The following is a 25,089-nucleotide window of genomic DNA, read 5'->3' as shown; positions in this document are numbered from 1 at the left end:
CATCAAGGCCCCTCCGCGGAGGGGCCTTTCTTTTGCCTGTCGGGCACGAGGCTTGGTCTGAAACTTGCTGGTTCGTATGAGTAACTGGGGGGAGCCGCATGAAACGTTCGCAGGGGTTCACGTTGATCGAGTTGATGGTTGTCGTTGCCATCATTGCCATTCTGGTCAGCCTGGCCATCACGGCCTACGCCAAATCCGTCAGCAAAGCTCAGCTCAGCGAAGCATTCACTGTCACTGCGGGCCTGAAGAACGATGTGCTGGATTACTACGGCCAGACTGGCGCGTGTCCGACCGTGGGCACACCTGGCGATGGGCTCGCCAGCAACGCGGCGAGCTATTCGGGTCACTACGTCGCCAGTGTGAATGTCACTTCCTCGGGCGGCTCGTGCGTCATCACTGCCCTGATGCGGAGCAGCAGCGTGACGGCCTCAGTGAGCGGTAAGCAGGTGGTATTCACCATGAATCCCGTGCGTAACGGCGGTGCCACGCAGTGGTCCTGCACCAGCACCGTTGCAGCGGAATATCTGCCGCAAACCTGCCGGTGATATCAGACGCATTCCGGCATACTGCGCCATTGACTGATCCTTGGTTGATCGCATGCCGATGATGAAGTACAGATGGCTATGGCTAGCCGCATTGTTGTTCGTCTGCACCCTAGTGTACTGGCCGGCCATGCACGGCCCGTTCCTGTTCGACGACTTCCCCAACCTTGCTGCATTGTCCAGCATCAGCCACGTCTTGAGCTGGCGCGACTTGGGCATCTACCTGTCCCAGCCGCGTCAATTTCCCGGCCGACCGGTGGCCATGCTGAGTTTCCTGCTGCAGAAGGCTTCTTGGCCGGATCACCCGTTCCCGTTCCGGCTGGTCAACGTAGGTGTCCACCTACTCAACGGCGTGCTGGTGTTCGCCTTGGTTCGACGCGTCGCGCCCCGGTGGTTATCCAACTTGGCAAGTTCAGGTGCGTTCGAGCGCCGCGCCGACCTGGTCGCCATCCTCGCTGCGGCGGCGTGGCTGCTGAACCCGATCCAGCTCTCTGGCGTAGTGCTGATCGTGCAACGCATGACCCTCCTGATGGCCATGTTTACCCTGCTGGGTATGCTGGCTTATCTGCGTGGCCTGCTGGAAAACACGCTACCCACTTGGCGCCGCGGCGCCTGGATGACGCTGGGGCTCGGCGCATGCATGCTGCTGGCCTTCCTGAGCAAAGAGAACGGTGTGCTATTGCCGCTGTATGCATTGGTGCTGGATGCAACCGTACTGCGTGCGGAAGTGCGGCAATTACCGCTACCGCTTGCTTGGCTGCGACGGCTGCTGATCTGGCCGGTCGTATTGTTCGTGCTCTGCTTCCTGCTGTGGATTCTGCCCGCCGAATGGGGGCACCAAGGCACCCGTGACTTCACCGTGGGGCAGCGGCTGCTTACCGAGCCGCGGATCCTGTTCAATTACTTGTACAAGATCTTCCTGCCGCACTTCGGCCACTACGGCCTTTATCACGACGGCTACACCGTTTCACGCAGCCTGCTTTCGCCATGGACGACCTTGCCGTCGCTGCTCATCCTGCTCAGCGCCCTGGTCGCCGCCTTGGCCGGGTTGCGCCGCTGGCCGCTGTTCGCGCTGGCCGTGCTCTGGTATCTGGGCGGCCAGATACTGGAAAGCTCCACGATCACACTCGAACTGTATTTCGAGCATCGTAACTACGTGCCGCTGGTTGGCCCCATGTTGGCTCTGGCACTGGCGGTAGCGCGCTTTCCCCAAGGCCGGCTGCAACGCATGGCTCGCGTGCTGGGTGGCGCGTGGTTGCTGGCTTGTGGCTTCACCACTTGGCTGAGTGCCCGCGCGTACACCTCTGAGGACAGCTTGGCGCTGACCTGGGCCCACAACCAGCCTGACTCCGCGCGTGCGCAGACCTACCTCGCCGAACGGCTCTACAAGCACGGTCAGTTGAATGCGGCAATGCAAGTGCTCAACCACGCAGCACGGCGACACCCGAACAATGCCTCGCTGGCCATAAATCAAGTCTTCGTCCAATGCAAGCTGGGCAGCCTCACCCAAGCCGATCTGGATCGTCTAGACGCACGCTTGCTGACGATCCACTTCGATCAGGGCGGCATGGAAGGCATGGAACCAATGCGTCTGCTCGCCGACGACGGGCAATGTCCCGCTCTCACACCCCAGAGCTGGCTGAAACTCAACGATGCCCTGTTAGCCAATCCCGCTTACCGCAACAATGGCGTCGCGGCGGGATATCTGCACTACCAGAAGCACTACTGGGCGGTCGGCCAAGGCAACCTCGACCTGGCGATCCACGAACTTCAGGCCACCTACCAGAACGACCCGAATGCCAATATCCCCCGCATGGAAGCCAAGTATCTGGTTAGCGCCGGACTGTACGGCCAAGCCATCGCCGTGCTCCGCAACACCAGCTACAGCAGGTTGCCGCTGTTACGCCGACTGCTGGTCAATGACCGTGCAATCAACGCGGCGGATATCTCCCAGATCGAAAGCTTGCAGCTGCAATCAACCAGTACGCGGGCGGGTAAGACGGACTGACCCAAGTCATGCGGTATGCCGCAAAATAGAGACTTTCGGTCTCCTACTTGAGCCACATGAGCATTCCCCCAAGGGCGCACCGGCTTCACTGGCTGCTGCTGATTGTGCTGCTTGCCACCGCTACGGCCTACTCGCCGGGCCTTTCCGGCAGTTGGTTGTTCGACGACTACCCCAACATTGTCGAGAACCCAGGCGTGCAGCCTCATGCAGCCAGCGTGCCGGCCTTGGTGCGCGCGGCGCTTTCCTCACCGGCCAGTGAGTTCAAACGGCCATTGGCGTCGCTGAGCTTTGCCGCCAACTACCTCGCAGGCGGGCTGCACCCGTTCGGGTGGAAGCTGTTCAACCTTGTGGTGCATCTGCTGAATGGCGTGGCGGTGTTCGTGTTGGCCAGGATGCTGCTCACCGCGACCTCTCGCCCCCCCAAAGCCGCTTCTGCCAAGGCAGTCGCGGCGGAGGCTGCTCCTTCGAAGGGTGATTTTGCGCAGGGCGCATCACGCACACGCATCGGAGTCGTCGCTGCGCTGGTAACAACAGCGTGGCTGCTACTGCCGATCAACCTCACCGCCGTGCTGTACGTGGTGCAGCGCGAGGAGAGCATGGCGAACGTGTTCGTGTTGCTGGGGTTGATCGGGTATGTGGCCGGGCGCCGCAAGTCATTGAGCGCCGCGCCACGCCATGGGTTTCTGCTTGGCGTGGCCAGCCTGATCGGCGGCACCGTCCTTGGCCTTACCACCAAAGAAACCGCAGTGATGCTGCCGTTGTACGCATTCCTCGTGGAGTGGATCGTTTTCCGCTTTCGGCGAACCGACACGGTGCAAGCTGGACCGGACCGTCGCGTGATTGGATTGTTTGTGGCGGTATTGGCGTTGCCGCTGATCGTTGGGCTGGTCTGGCTGCTGCCCCAGGTGCTATCCGCGGCCAACTGGGCCACCCGGGATTTCGCCCTGGGGCAACGCCTGCTGAGCGAAGCGCGCGCGGTGTGCGATTACGTCTGGTGGACGCTGCTACCCACCCCGCACGCGCTGTCGTTCTATCACGACCAGTTTCCCATTTCGAAAAGTCTGCTGGTGCCGTGGACGACGTTGCCCGCGCTGGTCGGCATCAGCGCATTGATCGCCTGTGTGCCCGTGCTGCGCCGGCGCCACCCATTGGCCGCGCTCGGCATTGCCTGGTTTCTCGCATGTCAGTTGCTCACCGGCACCGTGATCCCGCTGGAGCTGGTGTACGAGCACCGCAACTATTTTGCGAGCTTGGGATTGATGCTGGTGGTGGTGCCGTGGCTCTCCGGCTGGTGGCGCCAACCATCAAAAACACGCACCGCCGCGTTCGGCCGCTTCGCCAAACTCGTGCTGCTCGCCTGCCTGTTCGCGTGGTGGGGCGGGCTGACCGCAAAAACCGCTTGGGCGTGGGGTGAACCGCTACGCCTTGCGCAAACCCTCGCCGAGCGTGCACCTGACTCGCCGCGCGCCCAATACGAGCTGGGGCGCACCTACATCGTCTACTCCCACTACGACCCCACCTCACCCTATACGCAGGCGGCCTACGCGCCACTGGAGCGCGCAGCCAGCTTTCCCGAATCGTCGATCCTGCCGCAGCAGGCGCTGATCTTCATGAACTCGCGCATGGGGCTGCCGCTGAAAAGCCAGTGGTGGGACAGCCTGATTGCCAAGCTCAAAGTGCGCAAACCGGGTGTGCAGGATGAAAGCTCATTGGGCGCGCTGGCGCATTGCGCGCAAACCAAGCAGTGCCCGCTGCCAACCGACCGCATGACCGCTGCCTTCGAAGCCGCCCTCGCCCACCCCCATCCCAGCGCCCGCCTGCAAGCTATGTACGGGGAATACGCGTGGAACGTGCTGGGCGATCACGTATTGGGCGAGCACATGACCGCCGGTGCCGCAGCCACCCGACCACAAGAACCCGCCTACCACATCACCCTGGCCCGCATGCTGGCGGCGCAAGGGCGTTACGACGAAGTTGCAGGCCAGCTGCACGCACTGCAAGCACTCAACATTGGCGGGCGGCTCGACCGCGACATTGCGGAGGTGGCGGCTTTGCTGCGGGGAGACAGCGACCAACGTACGACGCCCCATAGGAAATAGCACTTTGGCCGCGATGTAAACTTCACTCTCGCACCGATAGAGGAGCCGGCCATGTTCGCATCGATCTCGCCCAAGATACTGGTCAGCGTCGATGAGCACCCCAACGGGCTATCGTGTGTGTTGACAGATGCAAGCCGCACGCAGGGTTTGACGGTCAATGCGATAGCACTTGCTCCGTCAGCACGACGCAAACCTTGCAAGTCGTTCACGTCGGGCATGAAGTTATGGTTGGAGATCGGTGGCAAAACTATCTTCTACCACTCAAACTTGCTGTTGCACGCACGCAACGACAATGACGTTTGTTTCAGTCGTTCCGTTTGCCCGTTGGCAAAGGTGAGCAATCTCTCCGTCGCTCACATCGACCGCCACAAGAAACTGCCCGCTTACCAGACACATACCAGCCACACGCCCACATGCGCGCAGGGCGGGAGTCACGGCGTATGAAGGTGTACCGGTGCAACAATGAGTGGCTTGTGGGCTACGTGGATCAAGGCGAGATAGCGCTGACATGGCCGGGTGCAAGACTTTCCATCGACGAGGTTTATGCCGATGTGGCGTGACCAACAGGAAGCCGGGATCAGATCGCTTAAAGGCAACCTACCCCCAGTTTTGAGCGTGCCGCGCAAGCACCTACCGGATCAGCTGGCGGTCTACCCCTGCAGCGGCTTCGGTATGCCAGCACAGTGCTCAAACAACAACATTGACTCGGGCATTTGGCATGACCGACCATTCGACCAACTGCCATTATTTAAACCTACTCGTGGGTTAGACACAATGGCAGGTAGGGATATCGACTTGGCCAATCTTGCAAACATATCCACGGTCACGCACACACGGGTGATTTCAGATGGTGGATTGATCTGCGGCGATGATCCATCGCGCTGCAAAAACGTCGGGGTTGAATTGGCCCCCAAACGCTGCCGACAGCGTAACTCGCCGTAAAACCATGCCCAAAGGCTCGATCGCGCGCGGCACAATGCGTACTACCCTCGCATTGGGTCTTTACCTCTTGGTACAGGCCGGCACACTGCTTTTGGTCGCAGGAATGCTTGGTCCAAACCGGTTCGGTGCGTTCGCAGGGGTAGCTGCGCTCGCGGTGTTGCTCGGAACGTTTGCGACCTTCGGTACCCACATCGTGCTGCTCGGTGAAGTGGCAAAGGACGCGTCGCAACGCGGCGAGGTTTTGGCGTACGCAATTCCGACTACGCTTGCCTTCGGAACCCTACTCCTGGGCGTATTTTTTGCCATTTCCCTACTGGCATTGCGCATCCCGGGCATTAGCTTGTCGGTCTTATTGGCCATCGGGGCCACTGAGCTGCTACTGCAACCGCTGTTCACACTCACTGTCTACGAGCATCACGGCCTCGGGCGCATCGCGCGGTCACAACTGCTGAGAACATTGCCGTTGATGCTACGTCTCGTGGCCGCCGGTTGCATCGTGCTAGCGCATCCCGCCGATCCTCTCAATGCGTACGCCACAGTCTACCCATTGATCTCATTGGCAGCACTGGTACTGGCTATAAGAACCTTCCCGGCTGCTTGGCCCAGCCCCAAGCAGTGGCGCGCGCCACGCATGGCCGAGTTTCGAAGTACTGTCGGTTACGCCGCGCTGGCCATTACCGCCAGCGGTCCAGGCGAGCTCGACAAAACGCTAGCTGCCAAGTTGCTACCGCTGGCCTCTGCAGGCATCTACGCAGTCGGCACTCGCATCATCGTAGCCAGCACCTTACCGGTCAACGCAATGATGAGCGCGGCACTGCCACGACTATTCCGGGAAGGTCGACACAGACCGGCGCACACCAGAAGGCTATTGCTCTGGATACTGGCTGCAGGTGCCGCATATGCATCCTTGGTTGCCACGATACTATGGCTAACAACCCCGCTGTTCGACTGGCTGTTCGGCGCACAATATAAAGGGTTGGGCCAGAACATCCGCTGGCTTTGCATTGTTGTACCCGGCTTAACGCTTCGTATGATCGCAGGAACCACGATGATGGCACTTGGCAAGCCGTGGACACGCGTTGGATTCGAACTTGCGGGATTGGCGGTTCTGATCGTAGCCGCCATCGTGCTTAGTGCACGATATGGAACCTTGGGCATGGCGCTAGCGTTGGCGTGCTCCGAATGGACCATGGCCGCCGTTGGGATCGCAGTGATCCTGCGACAAACGGCACCGACATTGGAAGGGTGACGATTAGGCACCCTTCCGTCCGTTGTGCACCATGTGAAATCCCCACATCCAGTGCGCCACCGGACCGGGGTCCCAGCCATCCGAATGCGGGTACGACCAACTATCGACCGGCGACTTCGTGCATGATGCTGGCCAACCGTGGAGCTTGAACATCCACGCATAACTCGCGTTCAACTCGAAGCCGGCCAGCCTCCCCCATTCGCGTGCGGGTCGCTGCATCACCAAGCAACGACGACAAAGCATTTACCCATTCACCAAGGTCGGATGGAAGAAATCCAGTCACCCCGGATTCGACAAGGTCAGGATTCACCCCCACCGGAGATGCTACAACGGGCAAACCGCACGCCATATACTGGACCAGTTTGTAGCCGCACTTGCCACGCTCCCAAGGGCCATCGAGCAAGGGCATAATACCGACGTCCATAGCGGCGACGAGGTCTGGTTCGTTGTGCTCGGACCATGCCACGCAGTCTAAAGGAACACCCACAAGATGTTTCGCGGCATCCGGGCTTGCACCGACCAACATCACAACAGCCCCGTGGCGTGCACAGATCTCTCGAAGCACATCGCGTAGTTCATAGAGATAGTGCTGAGTTACCGGTGAGCCGATCCAACCAATGACCAACCGCCCCCGATTACAGTGCGCTCTAGGCACATACCGAGCTGCATCTACAACCGTCGGAACGATAGCGATTCGCTCCGCCCCGGCACGTCGCGCGTATTCTGCCAAGTAATCATTGCCGGCGATCACATAGGTCGCCTCGCGCATAACTGCGCCAATTTTACGCCCAAGCGCCGTGCGCACGACCGCACTCGCGGATAGTCCATAACGGTGGAACAACGCATCGTCGTACTCCACGACGAATGGGCGTCGCCTCCATGCAAGTACCTTCTCGATTATTCGGGGGACGAACGGCAGCAATTCGCCCTCAATCCAATCTAGGTCATACGCAGCAGAAGTTTGTAGCTCTGCAATACGGTTCGCATAACCAACCATGGCCAGAGTCCGCGACCGATATCGGCTCCCTGCGAACAACGCGCGCACATACATGTCGGACAATAATGGACGGTGATCCACCGTTACGCCCAAGTGGGAAAGATGCGGGACGTACTGCAGCATGCGCAATCGCGAGCTTGCGCCAAATCGCGAAAACTTCGATAACAACCTTACTTTTACAGGCATTTGCGCTCCGTCCCGTACCTCAACAGGGAACCAAGTATCAGCCACTGCACGCCCAATCGCCTCTACAAAAGAGAACCGAAACTAAGCCCATAGTAACGTTATCGTCCTATACGCCATTTTCCGTCCGTCGGCAGGTAAAAAGGTCCACCAACCATGATGGGATATTTAGTCACTCCTATTCATTAACCTCCCGTCCTCCAACGGTAGGCAGCGCAAACTAAAATGCAGTTGGTAACATGGGAAGACATAACACAGGTTTTCTTCGTAAAACTCTTGTAACCAGCGCGTCAAGTTAAATAACGAACCCAACGCTCTCTTAACCATTCCGCGAAGAAGGAAGGGCGAGTCGAAATCCAGCCTTACATCGACCAGTTCAAAAATAGGCCTGCGACCATACTGTGGTACACGGCGATGGAAAAGATCATCTTTTGACAAGTATGAAAACGTGTACAAACCGAAAAACTTAACGTGTGTCGGGTCGGAATAAAAATAAGGATTTGCGAAATGAGGAACCTCGACATCAAGGCAACCATTCGGTCTTAATACTCGTGCTACTTCTTCCAGCAGAGGCGGAAGGTCCGCCACGTGTTCGAAGAAGTGGTAAGCGTAAACGGATTGGACGCACGCAGAAGGTAAAGAACGCAACGCTTCTAAAACATCACCAACAAGATCCACACCGACGTAATCGAGCCTATCGATACCAATTGCACCAGCATGACGTTTGCGCGGACCGCAACCCAGCTCCAGTGCCGTGCATTGCCCCTGGTGCAAACGCTCGATCGCTCGACTTTTATCAGTCAAACTCATATAGGAACACCGTGATTGTTGCCAGCACGCACGATCCACCCGAAATCCTGGTCATGCAGTTTTAACGCCTACACCATCCAGTAGCCCTAAATAATTGGACGCAATGATCCGAGGATTGTGGAAGCCAAGCAAGACGTCAAATCGGCAAGGTACAGGCCGTTGGAACTCTACGTCCATCGCAGCGGCCAAGGCCTCTGCATCACCTAATGGCACTAGGTGCCCATAGCGGCCATCATCTAAGATCTCGCGCGGGCCGTGAGGGCAATCCGTTGCCACCACCGGTACACCCAACGCCAAGGCCTCTAGCAACACGTTCGGGTAGCCTTCCCAACGCGAGGACAGTACCAGCAGCGCAGCACCGGCAAGTACACGAAACGGGTTGCCTATTTCTCCAGCCAGCAAAACGTGGTCGGCAACGCCCAGCTCACGTGCCAGGTCGTGCAGATGGTCGAGCAGCTCGCCACCTCCGACAATCACCAGTCGATGCGTCCAGCGCAACTTGCTAGATGCATAAGCCTGCAGGAGAGAGGGATAGTCTTTGGCTTCGGTCAAGCGTCCCAGCGCGATAATGTACGGGGCCTTAGTCGCTTCCGGAAATGAAGGGCCGATCTCCGCCAGTCGCCGCAAACGCTGGCAATCCACTGGATTGTGGATCACGTGGATACACCCATCCGGAATACCCAAACGGCGCAAATCCTCCGCAACGCCGGTAGAGACAGCCACGACCGCATCGACACGCCGATACAGCCAGCGCATGGCCGCGCGCTTCAGCACGCTGCGTGCATTGACCAAACTGGATGCTTCTCGCAAAACCACCCGCGAGCCAGCACGCGCGCGCATACACGCGAGCACCGTCAACAGGTTGGTACCAGTGATGGTGCTCAACACGGCGTCGGGGCGAAGCGTGCGCACCAGCAAAACCAATTTCGGAAAGGCTCGCCACGCCAAACCAAAACCCTTAGCCACATAGTCTGTGCCTATGAGTTCGTGCAGCGTCACACCGCTAGGAACCTGATTGCGCAACGGACCACCACCGAGCAGGGCCGCCACGTGCACCTCCCGGCCTGCGGCGACAAATGCGCGCGCCAGCTCCAGCAGTACGTGTTCACCCCCGCCACGCTCGAGGCTTGGCAGAACCAACAGCAGACGGTCGGCGCGCGCGGTCACGCGATTCAACCTGCCAAGCCCGCGCGCCAGCGCAGGTACGCGTAAGCCAGCCACAGCGGCTGCGAATGGTCCGCTCGCTGTGCGCGGTGTTCGTCCAGCAATACGCGCAATCCTGTGGGATTTACCACGCCGGTGTTGCCGGAATGCGCCATCGCCAGCAGGTCATCGCCAAGCTTGTCGCGCAACCAGTGACTTACGGGCGAGGCAAACCCCTGCTTGCGCCGTGACCAGACGAAATCCGGTACGCGCCCGCGCATGGCGGCACGCAGCAGGCGCTTGCCGTGCAAGCCGTTGAAGTGCCATTGCCAAGGTACGCGCACGGCAAATTCGAACAGATCCTTGTCGAGAAACGGACTGCGGGCTTCCAGCGAATACATCATGGTTGTGCGATCGACCTTCTGCAGGATGTCCTGCGGCAGGTATACCAGCGCATCCATCAGCAACATGTGGCGTATTTCGTCAGGGTCATCGGGCCACGGCAGGTCAGGCGTGGCATTGCCATGCCCCAACCCCGGCACCAACCGGGCGAGCGTGTCGTCGCGGATGGCTGGTGGACCGATGTAGCCGCCTGCAGCTTCGCGCGCCAGGCGCACGAACAAATGCGCGCGCTTCAACAGGCTGCCGCTGTGATGCGCATAGGGCTCGGGCGTCGCCAGCACGGCGCGTTCAATGACAACGCGCAAGGCGGCGGGCATACGGCGGTACCGCTGACGCAAAAGGCGCCCTGCGTAACGGGCGTAGCCACCGAAGATCTCGTCGCTACCGTCGCCCGTCAGTACCACCTTGACATGCCTCGCCGCGACCGATGCCACCAGCGCACTCGGTACCAGCGACGAATCGCCAAAGGGTTGGCCGATGCGAGCAGGAAGCTCGGTTGCCAGCTTGACCGCAACCTCCGGGATGATCTGTTCGGCAGTATGCAAAGTGCCCAGTTCGGCGGCGGCGCGGGCCGCCGGCCCGCGCTCGTCGTAGGTTGGCTCGGCAAAGCCCGCGGTGAAGGTTTGCAGTTGGCCGAAACCCGACTGCTGCGCGAGAGCACACACCGTCGTCGAATCGACCCCACCGGAAAGAAACGCGCCGACCTCGACGTCGGACGCCAACTGGCGTCGGCGCACGCTTTGGGTTAGCAGTTCGCGCACCTGCGCGGCCGCCTCGTCGAAACCACCCTTCCAAGGTTCAGTCGAAGGCGACCAGTAGCGCTTCTGCTCGATCGAGCCATCCGCATGCCGCCACAGCATGTGTGCAGGCAGTACCTCGTTGACACCCGCAACGCAGGTTTTGCCCGGCAGCGCGTAGCCGTAACGAAAATAGTCTGCGATGCCTGAAGCATCCTCGTGAACCGGTACATCCGGTGTCAGCGCCGCCAGCGCCGGCAACTCGGACGCACAGGCGAACAACGTACCCATTTGGCGGTAATACAGCGGCTTCTTGCCGAAACGATCGCGCGACAGCAACGACGTACCGGATTGCAGGTCGTGCAGCACGAAAGCCCACATGCCATCAAGCTGCTCGACAAACCCCGCCCCCTCGACAACCAAGCCGGCCAGCAGCACCTCGGTATCACTGTCGTCGCGGAAGTCCCAGCGCCCCTGCAAGCGCGCGCGCAGGTCGCGGTAGTTGTAAATCTCACCGTTGAACACCAGCAGCCAGCGGCCATTTGGGTCGCGCACGGGCTGATGCCCGCCGGCAAGGTCGATGATGGCCAGCCGCGTGTGGCCGGCCACGAAATCACCGCCCGCGAAGCGCCCGGTTTCATCGGGGCCGCGATGCTCAAGTTGCCGCAACGCCACCTCCATGCGTTGGGCGCGGGCTTCCGACAACAACGCCGGCGCGCGCAGAAAAGCTATTCCGCACATGATGGGTGCCGTTGAGCATGCGATCCCACGGCTACCTGAAACAGCGCGTTGTAACAACGTGCGGTGTCCGCCCAGGTGCCGATACGCCTACGTGCAGTTGCACGCGCACGTTCGCTCCGGCGCTGCAGTTCCATGCGATCCTCGAATGCGGCATCGAGCGCGGCCGCAAGCGCATCGGCGTTGCCGGCCGGCACCAACCAACCGTTGTCTCCGTCATCAACCATGCCGCGCACGCCGTCCAGATCGGTGCTGATAACCGCCAGGCCACTGGCGAGCGCCTCCGCCACCACATTGGGGCGGCCTTCCGAGCGACTGGAAAGCACAAACACATCGGCTGCGGAAAACCGGGCGGGCATGGCCTCGACTGGCACGCTGCCTGCGAAGTCGAAACGAGAAGCCACCCCATGGCTGTTGGCCAGCGCCATCAGTGCCTCGTGCTCGGGACCGCTGCCGACAACGCAAACGCCCATTTGCGCGCGATGGCGGGATCGTGACACCGCTTCGATCAACACGTCGAACCCCTTGAGGTGAATGAGATTGCCCACGGCCAGCACCCGCAGCACGTCGTCCGTAGCCGGTAGCCTTTCGATTTCGAGGAATCTTTCGTCCACGCCGTTGAGGCACGCATGGACATCGGACGCGCGCTCCGGATACTGCTGGCGCAAGCGCTTGGCCATGGCTTCGGAAACGCAAATCACGATTCGGCTGTATCGCACGGCTAGATCAAGAATCAAGCAATCCAGGCGTGACCGCGCAGCGCGTGCCACATCGCTGCCTCGCAGCGTTGTGACCACCGGCTTTCCACGCAGACGACCTGCGACGCCCGCCATCACGCCGCAAATCGCCCAGTTTGCATGGATCAAATCAGCTCCGGCTGCGCACCTCAGGCAACGCCAGAATAATGCTCCCAGCATGACGGGCAGCAATAGCGCACGCCACGGTGCACGTCGCACCGCCGAAACCACACCGCCAGATTGCTGCGCCAGCGTGCGCCACTTGCGTGGCGCATACCGGGTCGCATGGATGCGTATATCCCCCCCCGTGGCGTCTGTCACCACGGCTGCCGAATCGATGCCGGCAGGGCAAACCACGTCGATCGAGCAGTGAACCGACAGACCACGGTAAAGGCTTTGCACGAACACACCAGCGGAGCTGCCTGGACGCAACGGATACGACGTGGTCAATGCCAGCACGCGCGCCTTCTTTATCGCAGGATCCAACCGGACGGCCTCAACCATCGCGCCGATACGTCAACGCGGTGATCTGCTCGGACACCAGCCCGATCAGGAACACGATCACGGCGGCGCTCCACAGCAAGGTGCTGCCGTTGGTGAGGCGGCCGTCCTGGGCAAAGGTCCAGGCGTAGTTGACGCAGCCCAGCAGGAAAAACACCGCGCTGGTGGGCACGAACAGCTTGAGCGGGGAGTACAGCGTGGCGATCTTGAAGATGATGAGCAGGAAGCGCAGGCCGTCGCGCAGTGGCTTGATGTGGCTTTTGCCGATGCGTTGCGCGGCCTTGATCGGCACGTAGGCCACCGGGTAGGCGTTGCGGAAAAACGCCATGGTGCTGGTGGTGGGGTAGGAAAAACCGTTGGGCAGCAGGTACAGGAATTCGCGGAATTTCTCGGCCCGCACGGCACGGAAGCCGGAGGTGAGGTCGGCGACTTGATGACCGGTCATGCGCGTGGCAAGCCAGTTGTACAGGGTGTTGGCAACGCCGCGCCCTACCCCGGCCTGGCTGCCCCAGTCACGGGCGCCGACCACCATGTCATAGCCTTCATCCAGCTTTTGCAGCAGCCGCGCCACGTCGGCGGCGCTGTGCTGGCCGTCGCCATCCATGAACACGAAAATGTCGCCGCTGGCCGCGCGTGCGCCGCGCTTGATGGAAGCGCCATTGCCCATGGAGTACGGAGAACTCAGGCAGGAAACGCCTGCGTCGGTGCAAATGCGTCGGGTGTCGTCGCTGGAGCCGTCGTCAACCACGATGATTTCGGCTTCCGGCCAAGCCTCGCGCAGCTGTGGCAGCAGGCTGACCAGCGCCGCGGCTTCGTTTTTCGCTGGCAGGACAATGCTGAGACGGCTCACAACGGTCGATCCCCCGAGTAGAGCGCGCATCATAACGTGGCGGGACGAGCACCGCAGAAGGCATCGGTGCCCCGTGCTTTTGCGTATCCCCGATCCGTATTCCCAATCCCGGCCGGTCGGGATACCGCAGGAGATGAACGGTCGCCGCGGATGACCTGCGCCACGCAGTGCGGTAGATTCGGTGCGTCAAGCACTTGGGGCCTACTCTTCATGTCGACTGCTACGCAACCGTCATTTGCCGGCTTGACCGGGCTTGCCCGCCGGCTGGTGGCCGAAAGCCTGCTGCCCGAGGCTGACGCCCGCCGCGCGGTGCAGGACAGCAACCAGCAACGTGCCACGCTCACCACCTGGCTGCTCAACCACAACCTGGTGGATGGCAACCAGTTGCTACGCCTGCTGTCGCAGGAGTTCGGCATGCCGATGATGGACGTATCGGCGATGATCCCGGCGCGCATGCCGCTGAATCTCCTCAGCGAGGAGTTGATCAACAAGCACCGTGCACTGCCGTTGTTTCAGCGCGGCAAGCGCCTGTTTGTCGGTATTGCGGACCCGATGCAGCTCAACGCGCTGGAGGAGATCAAGTTCCACTCCGCGTGCATGGTGGAGCCGATCCTGGTGGAGCGCGCGCAGCTCAACCGCGCAGTGGACGTGGCGCTGTCGAGCATGCACGACGTCATGCCCGACCTCGGCGGCGACGATCTGGATGAACTGAGCACTGAAGGCAGCGACGGCGACGAATCACAAAACACGGGCGTGGACGCCAGCGGTATCGACGATGCGCCAGTAGTCAAGTTCGTCAACAAGGTGCTGGTGGATGCGATCCGCCGCGGCGCGTCGGATATCCACTTCGAACCGTACGAAAGCCAGTACCGCGTGCGCGTGCGCATCGACGGCATGCTGCGCGCGGTGGCCAGCCCGCCGCTGAAGCTCGCCAGCCGCATCGCTTCACGCCTCAAAGTGATGGCCCAGCTCGACATTGCCGAAAAACGCGTGCCACAGGATGGGCGCATCAAGCTCAACCTCAGCAAGAACCGCGCGATCGACTTTCGCGTGAGCAGCCTGCCCACGCTGTTTGGCGAAAAAATCGTGCTGCGTATCCTGGACAGCTCGGCGGCGAAGATCGGTATCGAGAAGCTGGGCTACGAGCCGGATCAGCAAAAGCTCTACGTGGACGCCATCCACAAGCCCTACGGCATGGTGCTGGTCACCGGCCCCACCGGCTCGGGCAAGACGGTGTCGCTGTACACCGGGCTCAACATGCTGAACACGGCGGAGCGCAACATCTCCACGGTGGAAGACCCGGTCGAAATCCGCGTGGAAGGCATCAACCAAGTGCAGCAGAACGCCAAGCGCGGCATGACGTTTGCCAGCGCACTGCGCTCGTTCCTGCGCCAGGACCCGGATGTGATCATGGTGGGCGAAATCCGCGACCTGGAAACCGCCGAAATTGCCATCAAGGCGGCGCAGACCGGCCACATGGTGCTCTCCACGCTGCATACCAACGACGCCCCGCAAACCGTGGCGCGCCTGATGAACATGGGCATTGCGGCGTACAACATCACCTCGTCGGTGACGCTCATCATTGCCCAGCGCCTGGCCCGCCGCCTGCATAGTTGCAAGCGCGAGCAGCACCTGCCCAGGCAGGTGCTGCTGGATGCAGGCTTTACCGAGGCCGACATCGACGCCGGCCTCACACTGTACGAGGCTGTGGGATGCGACGAATGCACCGAGGGTTACAAGGGGCGCTTGGGCATTTACCAGGTAATGCCGATGCTCGAAGAGATCCAGAAGATCATCCTTGAGGGCGGCAATGCGCTGCAGATCGCCGAGGTGGCGCGCCAGGCGGGAGTGAACGACCTGCGTGCCTCGGCGCTGCTCAAGGTCAAGCAGGGCGTGACCAGCCTGACCGAGATCGACCGTGTGACCAAGGATTGACGCCGCACCGATAGGGTACGCATCTTGGCCGGCGGGCACCTGAAGCTGCGGCAAGCACCACGGTTTTACCGTAAAAAAGTATCCTAAGCTTCGGTTTCAGCACGGGTCGACGGTGAATAAGCCGGCTCGCACTCATCAAGGGGGAACAGGCATGCCAGCGGCTACTGTAAAGAACGACCTGCATGCGATTGGCGCCCAGCGCGCCGCGGTCAGCAAACTCACGATCTACGAATGGGTGGCGCTGGACAAGCGCGGCAAGCGCATGAAAGGCGACATGCCGGCGAAAAACGCCTCGCTGGTCAAGGCCGAGCTGCGCCGCCAGGGCATGAACCCGCAAACCGTAAAGGAGCGCGCGAAGCCGCTGTTCGGTGCCACTGGCAGCAGCGTCAAGCCGCGCGACGTGGCGGTTTTCAGCCGCCAGATCGCCACCATGATGACCTCCGGCGTACCGTTGGTGCAGGCCTTCGACATCATTGCCGACGGTCAGAAAAACGTTCGCTTCAAGAACATGCTGAACGACGTGAAGCAGGGGCTGGAAGGCGGCCAGTCGCTGCACGAGGCATTGGGCCGTCACCCGGTGCAGTTCGACGAGTTGTACCGCAACCTGGTGCGCGCGGGCGAAGCCTCCGGCGTGCTCGACACCGTGCTGGACACGGTGGCAACGTACAAAGAGCGTACGGAGGCGCTGAAAAAGAAGATCAAGAAGGCACTGTTCTACCCGATGATGGTAATCGCGGTGGCCTTCCTGGTCAGCATGATCATGCTGCTGTTCGTGGTGCCGGTATTTGCACAGACGTTCCATGACGCCGGCGCGGCACTGCCGGCGCCGACCCAGATGGTCATCAGTGCATCCGACTTCATGAAGAGCTGGTGGTGGCTGGTGATCCTGATCATCGTTGGCGCCATCGTGGGCTTGGTTGCGGGCAAACGTCGGTCGGTGAAGTTTGCGCACTTTCTGGACCGGGTCACCCTAAAACTGCCGGTGTTCGGCAAGATCATGCGTGAATCGGCCATTGCCCGTTTCGCGCGCACACTCGGCGTCACCTTCCACGCTGGCGTGCCGCTGGTCGAGGCGTTGGATTCGGTCTCCGGCGCCACCGGCAGCATCATTTACGGCGAGGCCGTGAAGCAGATGCGCGACGATATTTCCGTTGGCCACCAATTGCAGCTCGCCATGCGCCAGACCAACCTGTTTCCCAACATGGTGGTGCAGATGACCGCTATCGGCGAGGAATCCGGCGCATTGGACAGCATGCTGTTCAAGGTGGCGGAGTTCTACGAGGAAGAAGTGGAGAACGCCGTGGATACACTCTCCACCTTGCTTGAGCCGCTCATCATGGTGATCCTCGGCGTGGTGGTCGGCGGCATGGTGGTATCGCTGTACCTGCCGATCTTCAAGCTGGCCGGGACGGTTGGCTGAAACCCTGCGGCAGCGTGCCCGTACCCGCGCCGCTCATTACGGCACGCGGCACGGTCGCACCACCGTGCATTCGCCCCGACACACGCGCCAACGCGCAATGCTGTCTTTGACGAGGGGATCATGCGCACGCCAGTGCGCGCCGATGCATACCGTGGATCGGGATGCCGGCGTTTCAGCTTCTGCGCCACAACCCATACTTTGGCCTCAGTTTTCGCATGCCTGATCTCCCGCTTCCCGTCTGGATCGCCCTTGCCGCCTTGCTTGGCCTGATCGTCGGCAGTTTCTTGAATGTGGTGATTTTGCGCCTGCCCGAGCGCATGGCAGCGGAGTGGCGACGCGAGGCGCGCGACGTGCTGGAAATGGAGGGCGATACGGCCCCGCTGCCGCCGGGCATCGTGCGCGAGCCTTCGCATTGCATGCATTGCGGGCACCCACTGTCGCCGCTGGACAACATCCCGGTGTTGAGTTGGTTGTTTCTGCGCGGGCGTTGCCGTTATTGCAAGGCAGGCATTTCCATCCAGTACCCGCTGGTGGAGCTCTTGACCGGCATCACCAGCGCCGTCGTGGTGTGGAAACTGGGGCCGACCTGGCCGGCGCTGGCCGGGCTCGGGCTCACCTGGAGCCTGATCGCGCTCTCCGGCATCGATTTCCGCGTGCAACTGCTGCCCGACCAGATCACCCTGTCCCTGTTGTGGGTCGGCCTGCTGCTGGCACTGGTGCCGCTGTTCGTCACCGGCCACGCGGCCATCATCGGTGCCGCCATCGGCTACCTCAGCCTGTGGAGCGTGTACTGGCTGTTCAAGCTGGTGACCGGCAAGGAAGGCATGGGCCACGGCGATTTCAAGCTGCTGGCCGCACTCGGCGCCTGGATGGGGCCGGTGGCGCTGCTGCCGATCGTGCTGCTGTCCTCGTTCATCGGTGCCATCGTCGGCGGCACGTTGATCGCCACCCGACGCCACGAAAGCGGCGTGCCGATGCCGTTCGGCCCGTTCATCGCCATGGCCGGCTGGGTGTGGTTCATTGCTGGCGACCGGCTGCTGTACGCCTACCTGCAACTGACTGGTTTGCAATGAGTGCCGCCGTGCACAGTTACCTCGTGGCGTTGACCGGCGGCGTCGCCTCCGGCAAGAGTACGGTGGCCGAGCGCTTCGCCGCCCTCGGCGCCCCCGTCCACGACGCGGATGTGGCAGCACGCGAAGTGATTGCCCCCGGCAGCGAAGGCCTTGCCGCCCTCGTGGCAGCGTTCGGGCCAGGCGTGCTCGCCGCGGACGGTACGCTCGACCGCGCGGCAATGCGCCAGCGCATTTTTGCCGATGCCACCGCACGCGCCACGCTTGAAGGCATCATCCATCCCCGGGTGCGTGCCTGGTTGCACGAGCGCGCGCTGGCCGAGACCGCACCGTACTGCCTGCTTGCCATCCCGCTCCTGGCCCGCAACCTCGACCACTATCGCTGGGTGGACCGCGTACTGCTGGTAGACGCGCCGGAAACCACACAGCTCGACCGCCTTACCCAGCGCGACGGCATCGGCCTGCCGCTGGCGCAGCGCATGCTGGCACAGCAGGCCAGCCGCGCCGAACGCCGCGCCATCGCCGACGACGTGATCGACAACAGCAGCGACGCGGCGGCACTGGATGCCGCCGTGGCGGCATTGCATCGGCGCTATCTGGCGCTGGCGGCAAACCGGTAGGCAAGAACCGGAAGGCGACCCCCCGGCGTTACGCCGGCGGCAAGTGTGGATACCCGGAGCAATCCAGCCGCGCCGCGCTGCCATCGACGCGCAACCGCGCCGGTGCACCAAACGGTAGGGTGAGCTTGTCGGGAACATGCCCGAACGGCAGGCCGTCCAGCACCGGAATGCCGGCAATGCGCCGAACGTGCGCAAACGCCGCAGCGAGGTCGTAGCCGTTGTCGCGGCCGCCAGTGCGGCAATCGGTGAAGGTACCCAGCAGCAGCGCCTGCTGGCGTGGCAGCACGCCGGCCAGCTGCAACTGGTAAAGCATGCGCTCGATGCGGAACGGCGGCTCGCCGACATCCTCGACGAACAGAATGCCGTCGTCGACGGCGGGAAAATACGGTGTGCCGAGCAGGCTGCACAACATGGCGAGATTGCCGCCCCACAGCGGCCCTTCGACGTCGATCGACTGCTCGCCGGACGTCGACCACGTGGCGCTGGCCCGCGGTGCGCGCACGGTGGCCCAGAACTGCGACAGGGTGAAATCGCTCGCCGTCTCCGCGCCGAAGTCGGCCGCCAGCATCGGCCCGCCGAACGTCACCAGCCCGGCCTTGGCGTACAGCGCGAGCTGGATCGCGGTGAAATCGCTGTGGCCGACAAGCACCGAGGGCGTGCCGGCAAGACGTTCGCCCAGCGCCGCGTAGTGCAGATGCGGCAGTAGCCGCGTGGCGCCGTAACCGCCGCGGGTCGCCAGTGCGATGTCCGGCAAGCGGTCGACGGTGGCCAGCACGTTGAGATCCGCCGCGCGTTCGGGGTCGCTGCCGGCAAAACGCAGCCGACTGCGTTCGAGCACTTCGAGCCCCTCGACCACACAACCGGCAGCCCGCAACCGGGCCACGCCGCGATCCATCGCCGCGCGATCGTGCGGATAACCAGAGGGAGCGATCAGGCGGATGTGTGGCATGCGGAATGGTGATGGTGCGAGGTCAGAGCCCATTTCCTCTGAATTGCCTGGTTTGTGCGTCACGTGCAAGGAAAATCGACTTTGCCCGGGTCGTCGGCGTCAAACGTAATCGACCACTTCCAGCCCGAAGCCGGCCAGCCCGACGAGCTTGCGCGGGGTGCCGAGCACATGCAACTTGCGCGCGCCAAGATCGGCGAGCATCTGTGCCCCGAGACCGAGCTGGCGCCATTCGCGCTGCGAGGCGTCGCCTGGCGCCAGCGCGGGCTGGGTGCCGGCCAGGCGCGACAGCATCAGCTCCGGGGTGTCCTCGCCGGTCAGCACCAGCAGCACACCGCGGTTCTCGGCGGCAATGCGCTGCAACGCAGCGCCCACATCCATGCCGAGGTCGTCGCGCTCAAGGTGCAGCACATCGCCCAGCGTGTTGCGCACATGCACGCGCGCCAGCACCGGCGCGCCGTCGCCCACGTTGCCGCGCACCAGCGCAAAGTGCAGGCCGTGATGCACGAGGTCGCGATAAGCCACCAGGCGGAAGGCACCGTGGGCAGTCTGCACGTCTTCCTCATGCACTCGCTCCACGGTCTTTTCGGTTTGCAGACGGTACCGGATGAGGTCGGCGATGGTGCCGATCTTGAGCCCGTGCTTGTGCGCGAACACCTCCAGCTCGGGGCGGCGCGCCATGGTGCCGTCCTCGTGCAGGATCTCGATCAGGATCGACGCCGGCTCCAACCCGGCCAGCGCGGCAAGGTCGCAGCCCGCTTCGGTATGCCCGGCGCGCGTCAGCACCCCGCCCGGCTGCGCGGTGAGTGGAAACACGTGCCCCGGCTGGGTCAGGTCGCGCGGGCCGGCGTCGTGGCGCACGGCGGTCTGGATGGTGTGCGCGCGGTCGAACGCGGAGATGCCGGTGGTGACGCCTTCGGCCGCCTCGATCGAGACGGTGAAGTTGGTGTGGTAGGCCGAGGTGTTGTCGGCCACCATCGGGCGCAGGCCGAGCTGGTGCGTGCGCTCGGCGGTAAGCGTGAGGCACAGCAGGCCGCGCGCCTCGCGGGTCATGAAGTTGACGTCTTCGGGGCGCACGCACTGCGCGGCCATGATGAGATCGCCTTCGTTCTCGCGGCCTTCGTCGTCGAGCATGACGACCATGCGACCGGCGCGGATGTCGGCGAGAATTTCGGGGATGGAGTTGAAGGGCATGGGATTCGGGATGTGGGATATGGAATTCGGAAAAGCGACGGCGTGGCGGGATGGAGCCACTCAGGTGTAGCCGTGGCGCTGGAGGAAGGACGCGTCGAGCGTGGGGGCGTCGTCGCCATGCAGCAGGCGCTCGACGTAGCGCGCGATCTGGTCGACTTCGATGTTGACGGCATCGCCGATGCGGCGGGCGTGGAAGCTGGTGTGATCCACCGTGTGCGGAATGAGGTTCACGCCAAAGCGGTTGCCGGCGACCTCGTTCACCGTGAGGCTGGTACCGTCGATGCACACCGAGCCTTTGGCCGCGATGTAGCGCGCGATGCGCTGCGGCACCTCGAACTGCCAGCGCTGCGAACGCGCGTCGCGGGTGACGGCAACCACCTTGCCAAGGCCATCGACATGGCCGGAAACGAGGTGGCCGCCGAGGCGATCGGCAAGCCGCAGGGCTTTTTCCAGGTTCACCGCATCGCCGACCTTGCGCGCACCCAGCGTAGTGAGCGCCAGGGTTTCGTTCGACACATCCGCGGCAAAGCCGCGCGCCGTGAGTTCGATCGCGGTGAGGCAGACGCCGGAAACGGCAATGGAATCGCCCAAAGCGACGTCGGCAAGGTCGAGCGTCTGCGTGTCCACGTGCAGGCGCAAATCGCCGCTGCGTGGTTCGAGCCGGGCAATGCGCCCCACCGCTTGAATGATGCCGGTGAACATCAGCGCCCCCCAGCCGGCAAGGCGCAAAACCGCAGGAATCGAGGCATGAAACGTTCTCCGCAAGGTTCAGCGAGAACGTCCCAAGGCTGAGGCCGACACGCTCGCGCGCGTCGAGCCGTCTTCTTTTTTCCGGACTGTGGGCCGCCTCACCATCGAAGCAGCTTGACCGTCGGCTCCGGCATCTAACCGGATCTGCTGACCCTTCGCTACGGCGAAGGCGCTCGCGGGCTCGCTCCCGGAACATGACGCCGGAAACACCGGTGCGGCACGATTGCCGCCGCCTGTGTTTCCACCGCCCATGCCTCAAGAGCCTACCGCCGGTGGGGAATTTCGCCCCGCCCTGAAGACGCTTGCCGGCGAACCGGCCTGCGCAGCTTAGCACGCCGGCACCGCGCCCCATGCCGCCCCGATGCACGCCAGCGCGTTACGGCATCATGGGCATCCACGCCAAGGAGTTCCCCATGCGCATGCAGCGATACGGCTGGCTGTTGTCGTTCGTCGCCCTGCTGGCCGGGTTCGGATTGCCGGCCGCGCACGCCGAGGGCGCCGCACCCGAGGTTTACACTGGCACGCTGGGCCGGCAAGCGATCGTGCTGGAGCTCACGCCCGGCGACAACGCCGTCACGGCCGGCCGCTATTTCTACGTGCGCCACCACCGCGACATCGCCCTGTCGGGCAAGTTGGGCAGCGATCACCTGCAGTTGCACGAAGGCTGGCCGGACGACACCACTGGCCCGCGCGCCACCCTGGAGCGGCAAGCCGATGGTGGCTGGCGCGGCAGCTGGCAAGACGCCAAGGGCAAGACCCTGCCCATCACCTTGCAGCCGGCCAAGGTCGCATCCCCCGCCGCCGACACCCCGCCCTGGCTCAAGCAGCTCTACGCCAGCGACCGCTACGGCTACCTGCGCCTGGCCGGGCTCAAGCCGCAAGCCGGCAAGCGCGAAACCTTCATGGGCCACACTCTGCAGTGGTGGCACGTGCCCGCTGCCGGCATCGTATTCCTCGAGATCCTGGACGGCTATCCACCCGCCGAACTTGCGCGCATCAACCAGGTACTGATGGGGCGGATGTGGGAAGAGGCCGGCAGCTACTACGAATGCCTGTTCAACCATTTCAACGATGGCAATTACGACCAGACGGTGACACCGCGTCTGCTCACGGCGAACCTCGTCAGCGTCAGTGTGTTCACTGACTACTACTGCGGTGGCGCCCACCCCGATTTCGGCGACGCGGCGATCAACCTCGACGCGCACACGGCCCAGCCGCTGGCGCTGGAAGACCTCCTGTGGGTGGGCAAGGGCAAGCCGCTGCATTACTTCACGGACGCCGACGACAACCCGGCGCCCGGCTCGGCCAGCTTCGAAGCATGGTCGGATTATCGCGACCACCACTTGGCACCCTGGCTGGTGCGGCAGTGGCGGCAGTTCTATCCAAAGGTGTTGTCCTCGGCACTCAGCGAGGACGAATGCGAATACGACGACCCCAGCGCGTGGCAATTCGTGAGCTGGCACATGACGCCCAAAGGCCTGTTCATCGGCCCCTCTTTCGCCCGCGTGGCCCGCGTCTGCGAAGCCAACGACCATTGGTCGATCCTGCCGTGGCACATCGTACGTGAGCACCCGGGGCGGCTTGGCGTGCAACTGCTGCCAGGAAGTTGATCCGCCAGCCCGGCCCACAAAACCCCCGCGCCTTGTGGGGCGGGATTCACCCGACGCGCCTTTCGCGCGAGGCTGTCGGCCGAACTTTGGCCCATGAAAGCTTCGCCGCTGGCCGCAAGCGGCTCTTCCAAATCCCGTATCCCGTATCTCAAATCCCGGGCCTCACCCTGCAGGCAGCTCTGGCCGCAAACGCAAGCACCAGTCGTCACCAACTTGGCGTTGCTCGCTGAGCCGCAGGTGCCAACGCCGTGCCATGTCGGTCAGCGGCGGCAAGTTCAGCAACGGCCGCGCAGCATCGCCGAGCAGCACCGGCGCGACATACAACAACAACTCATCGACCAACCCGGCCGCAAACAGCGCGCCGCACAACCCCGGGCCCGACTCGACCTGCACCTCGTTGCAGGTACGGGCGGCAAGCACGGCAAGGATCGCGCGCAAATCCAGCACGCCATCGGTTTCGGGAGTGTCGGCAAGCTCCACCTGCGAGAAACGCGTGTCGACCGGCAACGCAGCAGGCGCGTGCAGCACCAGCGTCGGCGCCTCGCCATCCAGCAGGTGGAAGCCCGCCGGTGTCCGTAACCGGCGATCCAGCACGACGCGCAAGGGGGGCACGAACGCCGGCGTCGACGCGGGAAGTGGCGTTGCCGCATGCGTCTGTTCGTTTTCCTGGTACCCCAGTGGCGTCAGCTCATCCGGCCGGACCGTGAGGCGCGGGTTATCGGCCAGCACCGTGCCGCTGCCGGTAAGGATGGCGCTGCTGCGCGCACGCCAACGCTGCACATCGGCACGTGCCGCTGCACCGGTGATCCATTTCGACTCGCCATCGGCCAACGCGGTGCGCCCGTCAAGGCTCATTGCCAGCTTCACCCGCACCCATGGGCGACCGCGTTCGAGGCGGCTGAAAAACCCCACGTTGAGCTCGCGCGAGGCATCGCGCAGCAAACCGGTCTCTACTTCGATGCCGGCGGCACGCAGGCGCGCAAGCCCCTGCCCCGCCACTTTCGGATTGGAGTCCTCCGCCCCCACCACGACCCGCGCCACACTGGCCGCAATCAACGCATCCGCACACGGCGGCGTGCGCCCGAAATGCGAGCACGGTTCGAGCGTGACATACGCCGTCGCCCCGCGCGCCAGCGCATCGGCTGCGCGCAACGCATACACCTCGGCATGCGGCTCACCGGCACGCTGATGCCACCCCGTGCCGACCACCCGCTCGCCATGCGCCAGCACGCAGCCCACGCGCGGGTTCGGCGTGGTCGTGTACAACCCGCGCGCGGCGAGACGCAATGCATGCGCCATGTGCAGGTGATCAAGGGTGGAAAAGCTCATGCTGGAGACTGCGGCGAGAACGAGGTTTTGGATGATGTCACAGCGCAGTGCGCCGCGAGCGCCTTCCTCCAAGAGGATCTTCTTGCGGTCGGCGCCGCAGCAAACTGACTGCGTGCGCCCTCCGAGTGCGCCCGGTTGCCGCAAGGCCGCACCTTCGGAGATCAGGATTCATCCTGGCGGGCTGTTGGCGGAGCTGCCACCAGCATTTGAGCTGCATCCAACGCAGCCCCCCGGCTGGTGACGCAACCGCCCGTCGGGCTGAAATCCTACCCTCAAG

General features: G+C 62.9%; 20 protein-coding genes and 1 riboswitch. Of the genes, 10 read left to right on the top strand and 10 right to left on the bottom strand.

The features are described from left to right. Positions 1-98: 98 nt before the first annotated feature. The 5 genes from AC3WP6_RS04815 to AC3WP6_RS04795 all read left to right on the top strand — a co-directional run bounded on the left by AC3WP6_RS04815 (position 99) and on the right by AC3WP6_RS04795 (position 6,840). Positions 99-545 (top strand): pilin, encoded by a 447-nt coding sequence (locus AC3WP6_RS04815; protein WP_492626659.1) that lies wholly within the window; start codon positions 99-101, stop codon positions 543-545. A 52-nt stretch (positions 546-597) separates the two neighbouring features. Next, a complete protein-coding gene (locus tag AC3WP6_RS04810) occupies positions 598-2,550 on the top strand; it encodes a hypothetical protein (RefSeq protein ID WP_492626658.1) in 1,953 nt (650 codons plus the stop codon). A gap of 56 nt (positions 2,551-2,606) precedes the next feature. Further along, positions 2,607-4,649 (top strand): tetratricopeptide repeat protein, encoded by a 2,043-nt coding sequence (locus tag AC3WP6_RS04805; RefSeq protein WP_492626657.1) that lies wholly within the window; start codon positions 2,607-2,609, stop codon positions 4,647-4,649. 51 nt (positions 4,650-4,700) lie between these two features. Next, positions 4,701-5,093, top strand: a complete 393-nt coding sequence (locus AC3WP6_RS04800) for a hypothetical protein (RefSeq protein ID WP_492626656.1) — start codon at positions 4,701-4,703, stop codon at positions 5,091-5,093. Positions 5,094-5,517: 424 nt separating this feature from the next. Next, entirely contained in the window at positions 5,518-6,840 is a 1,323-nt protein-coding gene (locus tag AC3WP6_RS04795; RefSeq protein WP_492626655.1) for a lipopolysaccharide biosynthesis protein, read from the top strand. 100 nt (positions 6,841-6,940) lie between these two features. Here AC3WP6_RS04795 and AC3WP6_RS04790 read toward each other — a convergent pair whose 3' ends face one another. The 6 genes from AC3WP6_RS04790 to AC3WP6_RS04765 form a co-directional block, all read right to left on the bottom strand. Then, a complete protein-coding gene (locus AC3WP6_RS04790; RefSeq protein ID WP_492626654.1) occupies positions 6,941-7,960 on the bottom strand; it encodes a glycosyltransferase family 4 protein in 1,020 nt (339 codons plus the stop codon). Between the two features lie 228 nt (positions 7,961-8,188). After that, positions 8,189-8,830: a methyltransferase domain-containing protein gene (locus AC3WP6_RS04785; RefSeq protein ID WP_492626653.1), complete on the bottom strand. Its 642-nt coding sequence runs from the start codon at positions 8,828-8,830 to the stop codon at positions 8,189-8,191. A 51-nt stretch (positions 8,831-8,881) separates the two neighbouring features. Next, the gene (locus AC3WP6_RS04780; protein ID WP_492626652.1) at positions 8,882-9,997 is read right to left on the bottom strand and encodes a glycosyltransferase; all 1,116 of its coding nucleotides are present in this window, start codon (positions 9,995-9,997) and stop codon (positions 8,882-8,884) included. 5 nt (positions 9,998-10,002) lie between these two features. Continuing rightward, positions 10,003-11,853 carry an asparagine synthase (glutamine-hydrolyzing) gene (asnB, locus tag AC3WP6_RS04775; protein WP_492626651.1) on the bottom strand — a complete coding sequence of 617 codons (1,851 nt, stop codon included), beginning with the start codon at positions 11,851-11,853 and terminating at the stop codon, positions 10,003-10,005. Continuing rightward, complete coding sequence (locus AC3WP6_RS04770; protein ID WP_492626650.1) at positions 11,841-13,091, bottom strand: glycosyltransferase; 1,251 nt, start codon at positions 13,089-13,091, stop codon at positions 11,841-11,843. The genes asnB and AC3WP6_RS04770 overlap by 13 nt, the downstream gene beginning before the upstream one ends. Continuing rightward, positions 13,084-13,938 carry a glycosyltransferase family 2 protein gene (locus AC3WP6_RS04765; protein WP_492626649.1) on the bottom strand — a complete coding sequence of 285 codons (855 nt, stop codon included), beginning with the start codon at positions 13,936-13,938 and terminating at the stop codon, positions 13,084-13,086. The genes AC3WP6_RS04770 and AC3WP6_RS04765 overlap by 8 nt, the downstream gene beginning before the upstream one ends. Positions 13,939-14,148: 210 nt before the next feature. Between AC3WP6_RS04765 and pilB the strand changes: the two genes are divergently transcribed. From pilB to coaE, 4 genes are all read left to right on the top strand, one after another. Continuing rightward, positions 14,149-15,873 (top strand): type IV-A pilus assembly ATPase PilB, encoded by a 1,725-nt coding sequence (gene pilB / locus AC3WP6_RS04760; RefSeq protein ID WP_492626648.1) that lies wholly within the window; start codon positions 14,149-14,151, stop codon positions 15,871-15,873. A gap of 151 nt (positions 15,874-16,024) precedes the next feature. After that, a complete protein-coding gene (locus AC3WP6_RS04755; RefSeq protein ID WP_492626647.1) occupies positions 16,025-17,293 on the top strand; it encodes a type II secretion system F family protein in 1,269 nt (422 codons plus the stop codon). Between the two features lie 215 nt (positions 17,294-17,508). Next, entirely contained in the window at positions 17,509-18,366 is an 858-nt protein-coding gene (locus AC3WP6_RS04750; RefSeq protein WP_492626646.1) for a prepilin peptidase, read from the top strand. Beyond that, a complete protein-coding gene (gene coaE, locus AC3WP6_RS04745) occupies positions 18,363-18,983 on the top strand; it encodes a dephospho-CoA kinase (protein WP_492626645.1) in 621 nt (206 codons plus the stop codon). Before AC3WP6_RS04750 ends, coaE begins: the two co-directional genes overlap by 4 nt. A 28-nt stretch (positions 18,984-19,011) precedes the next feature. Here the strand turns inward: coaE and ldcA are convergent, their stop codons facing one another. The 3 genes from ldcA to AC3WP6_RS04730 form a co-directional block, all read right to left on the bottom strand. Further along, positions 19,012-19,932, bottom strand: a complete 921-nt coding sequence (ldcA, locus tag AC3WP6_RS04740; protein ID WP_492626644.1) for a muramoyltetrapeptide carboxypeptidase — start codon at positions 19,930-19,932, stop codon at positions 19,012-19,014. Between the two features lie 99 nt (positions 19,933-20,031). Beyond that, a complete protein-coding gene (gene ribB, locus AC3WP6_RS04735) occupies positions 20,032-21,123 on the bottom strand; it encodes a 3,4-dihydroxy-2-butanone-4-phosphate synthase (RefSeq protein ID WP_492626643.1) in 1,092 nt (363 codons plus the stop codon). A 60-nt stretch (positions 21,124-21,183) separates the two neighbouring features. Further along, entirely contained in the window at positions 21,184-21,825 is a 642-nt protein-coding gene (locus AC3WP6_RS04730) for a riboflavin synthase (RefSeq protein WP_492626642.1), read from the bottom strand. A 113-nt stretch (positions 21,826-21,938) separates the two neighbouring features. Continuing rightward, positions 21,939-22,177: riboswitch (FMN riboswitch) on the bottom strand. Between the two features lie 109 nt (positions 22,178-22,286). Between AC3WP6_RS04730 and AC3WP6_RS04725 the strand changes: the two genes are divergently transcribed. Then, positions 22,287-23,483 carry a hypothetical protein gene (locus AC3WP6_RS04725; RefSeq protein WP_492626641.1) on the top strand — a complete coding sequence of 399 codons (1,197 nt, stop codon included), beginning with the start codon at positions 22,287-22,289 and terminating at the stop codon, positions 23,481-23,483. A 162-nt stretch (positions 23,484-23,645) separates the two neighbouring features. On the opposite strand, the gene ribD is transcribed toward AC3WP6_RS04725, so the two are convergent. Beyond that, positions 23,646-24,812 carry a bifunctional diaminohydroxyphosphoribosylaminopyrimidine deaminase/5-amino-6-(5-phosphoribosylamino)uracil reductase RibD gene (gene ribD, locus AC3WP6_RS04720; protein ID WP_492626640.1) on the bottom strand — a complete coding sequence of 389 codons (1,167 nt, stop codon included), beginning with the start codon at positions 24,810-24,812 and terminating at the stop codon, positions 23,646-23,648. Positions 24,813-25,089: the final 277 nt, after the last annotated feature.

This window comes from Rhodanobacter sp. FW106-HT46G03 (assembly GCF_058789895.1).
This window is presented reverse-complemented; position numbering and strand designations above follow the sequence as displayed.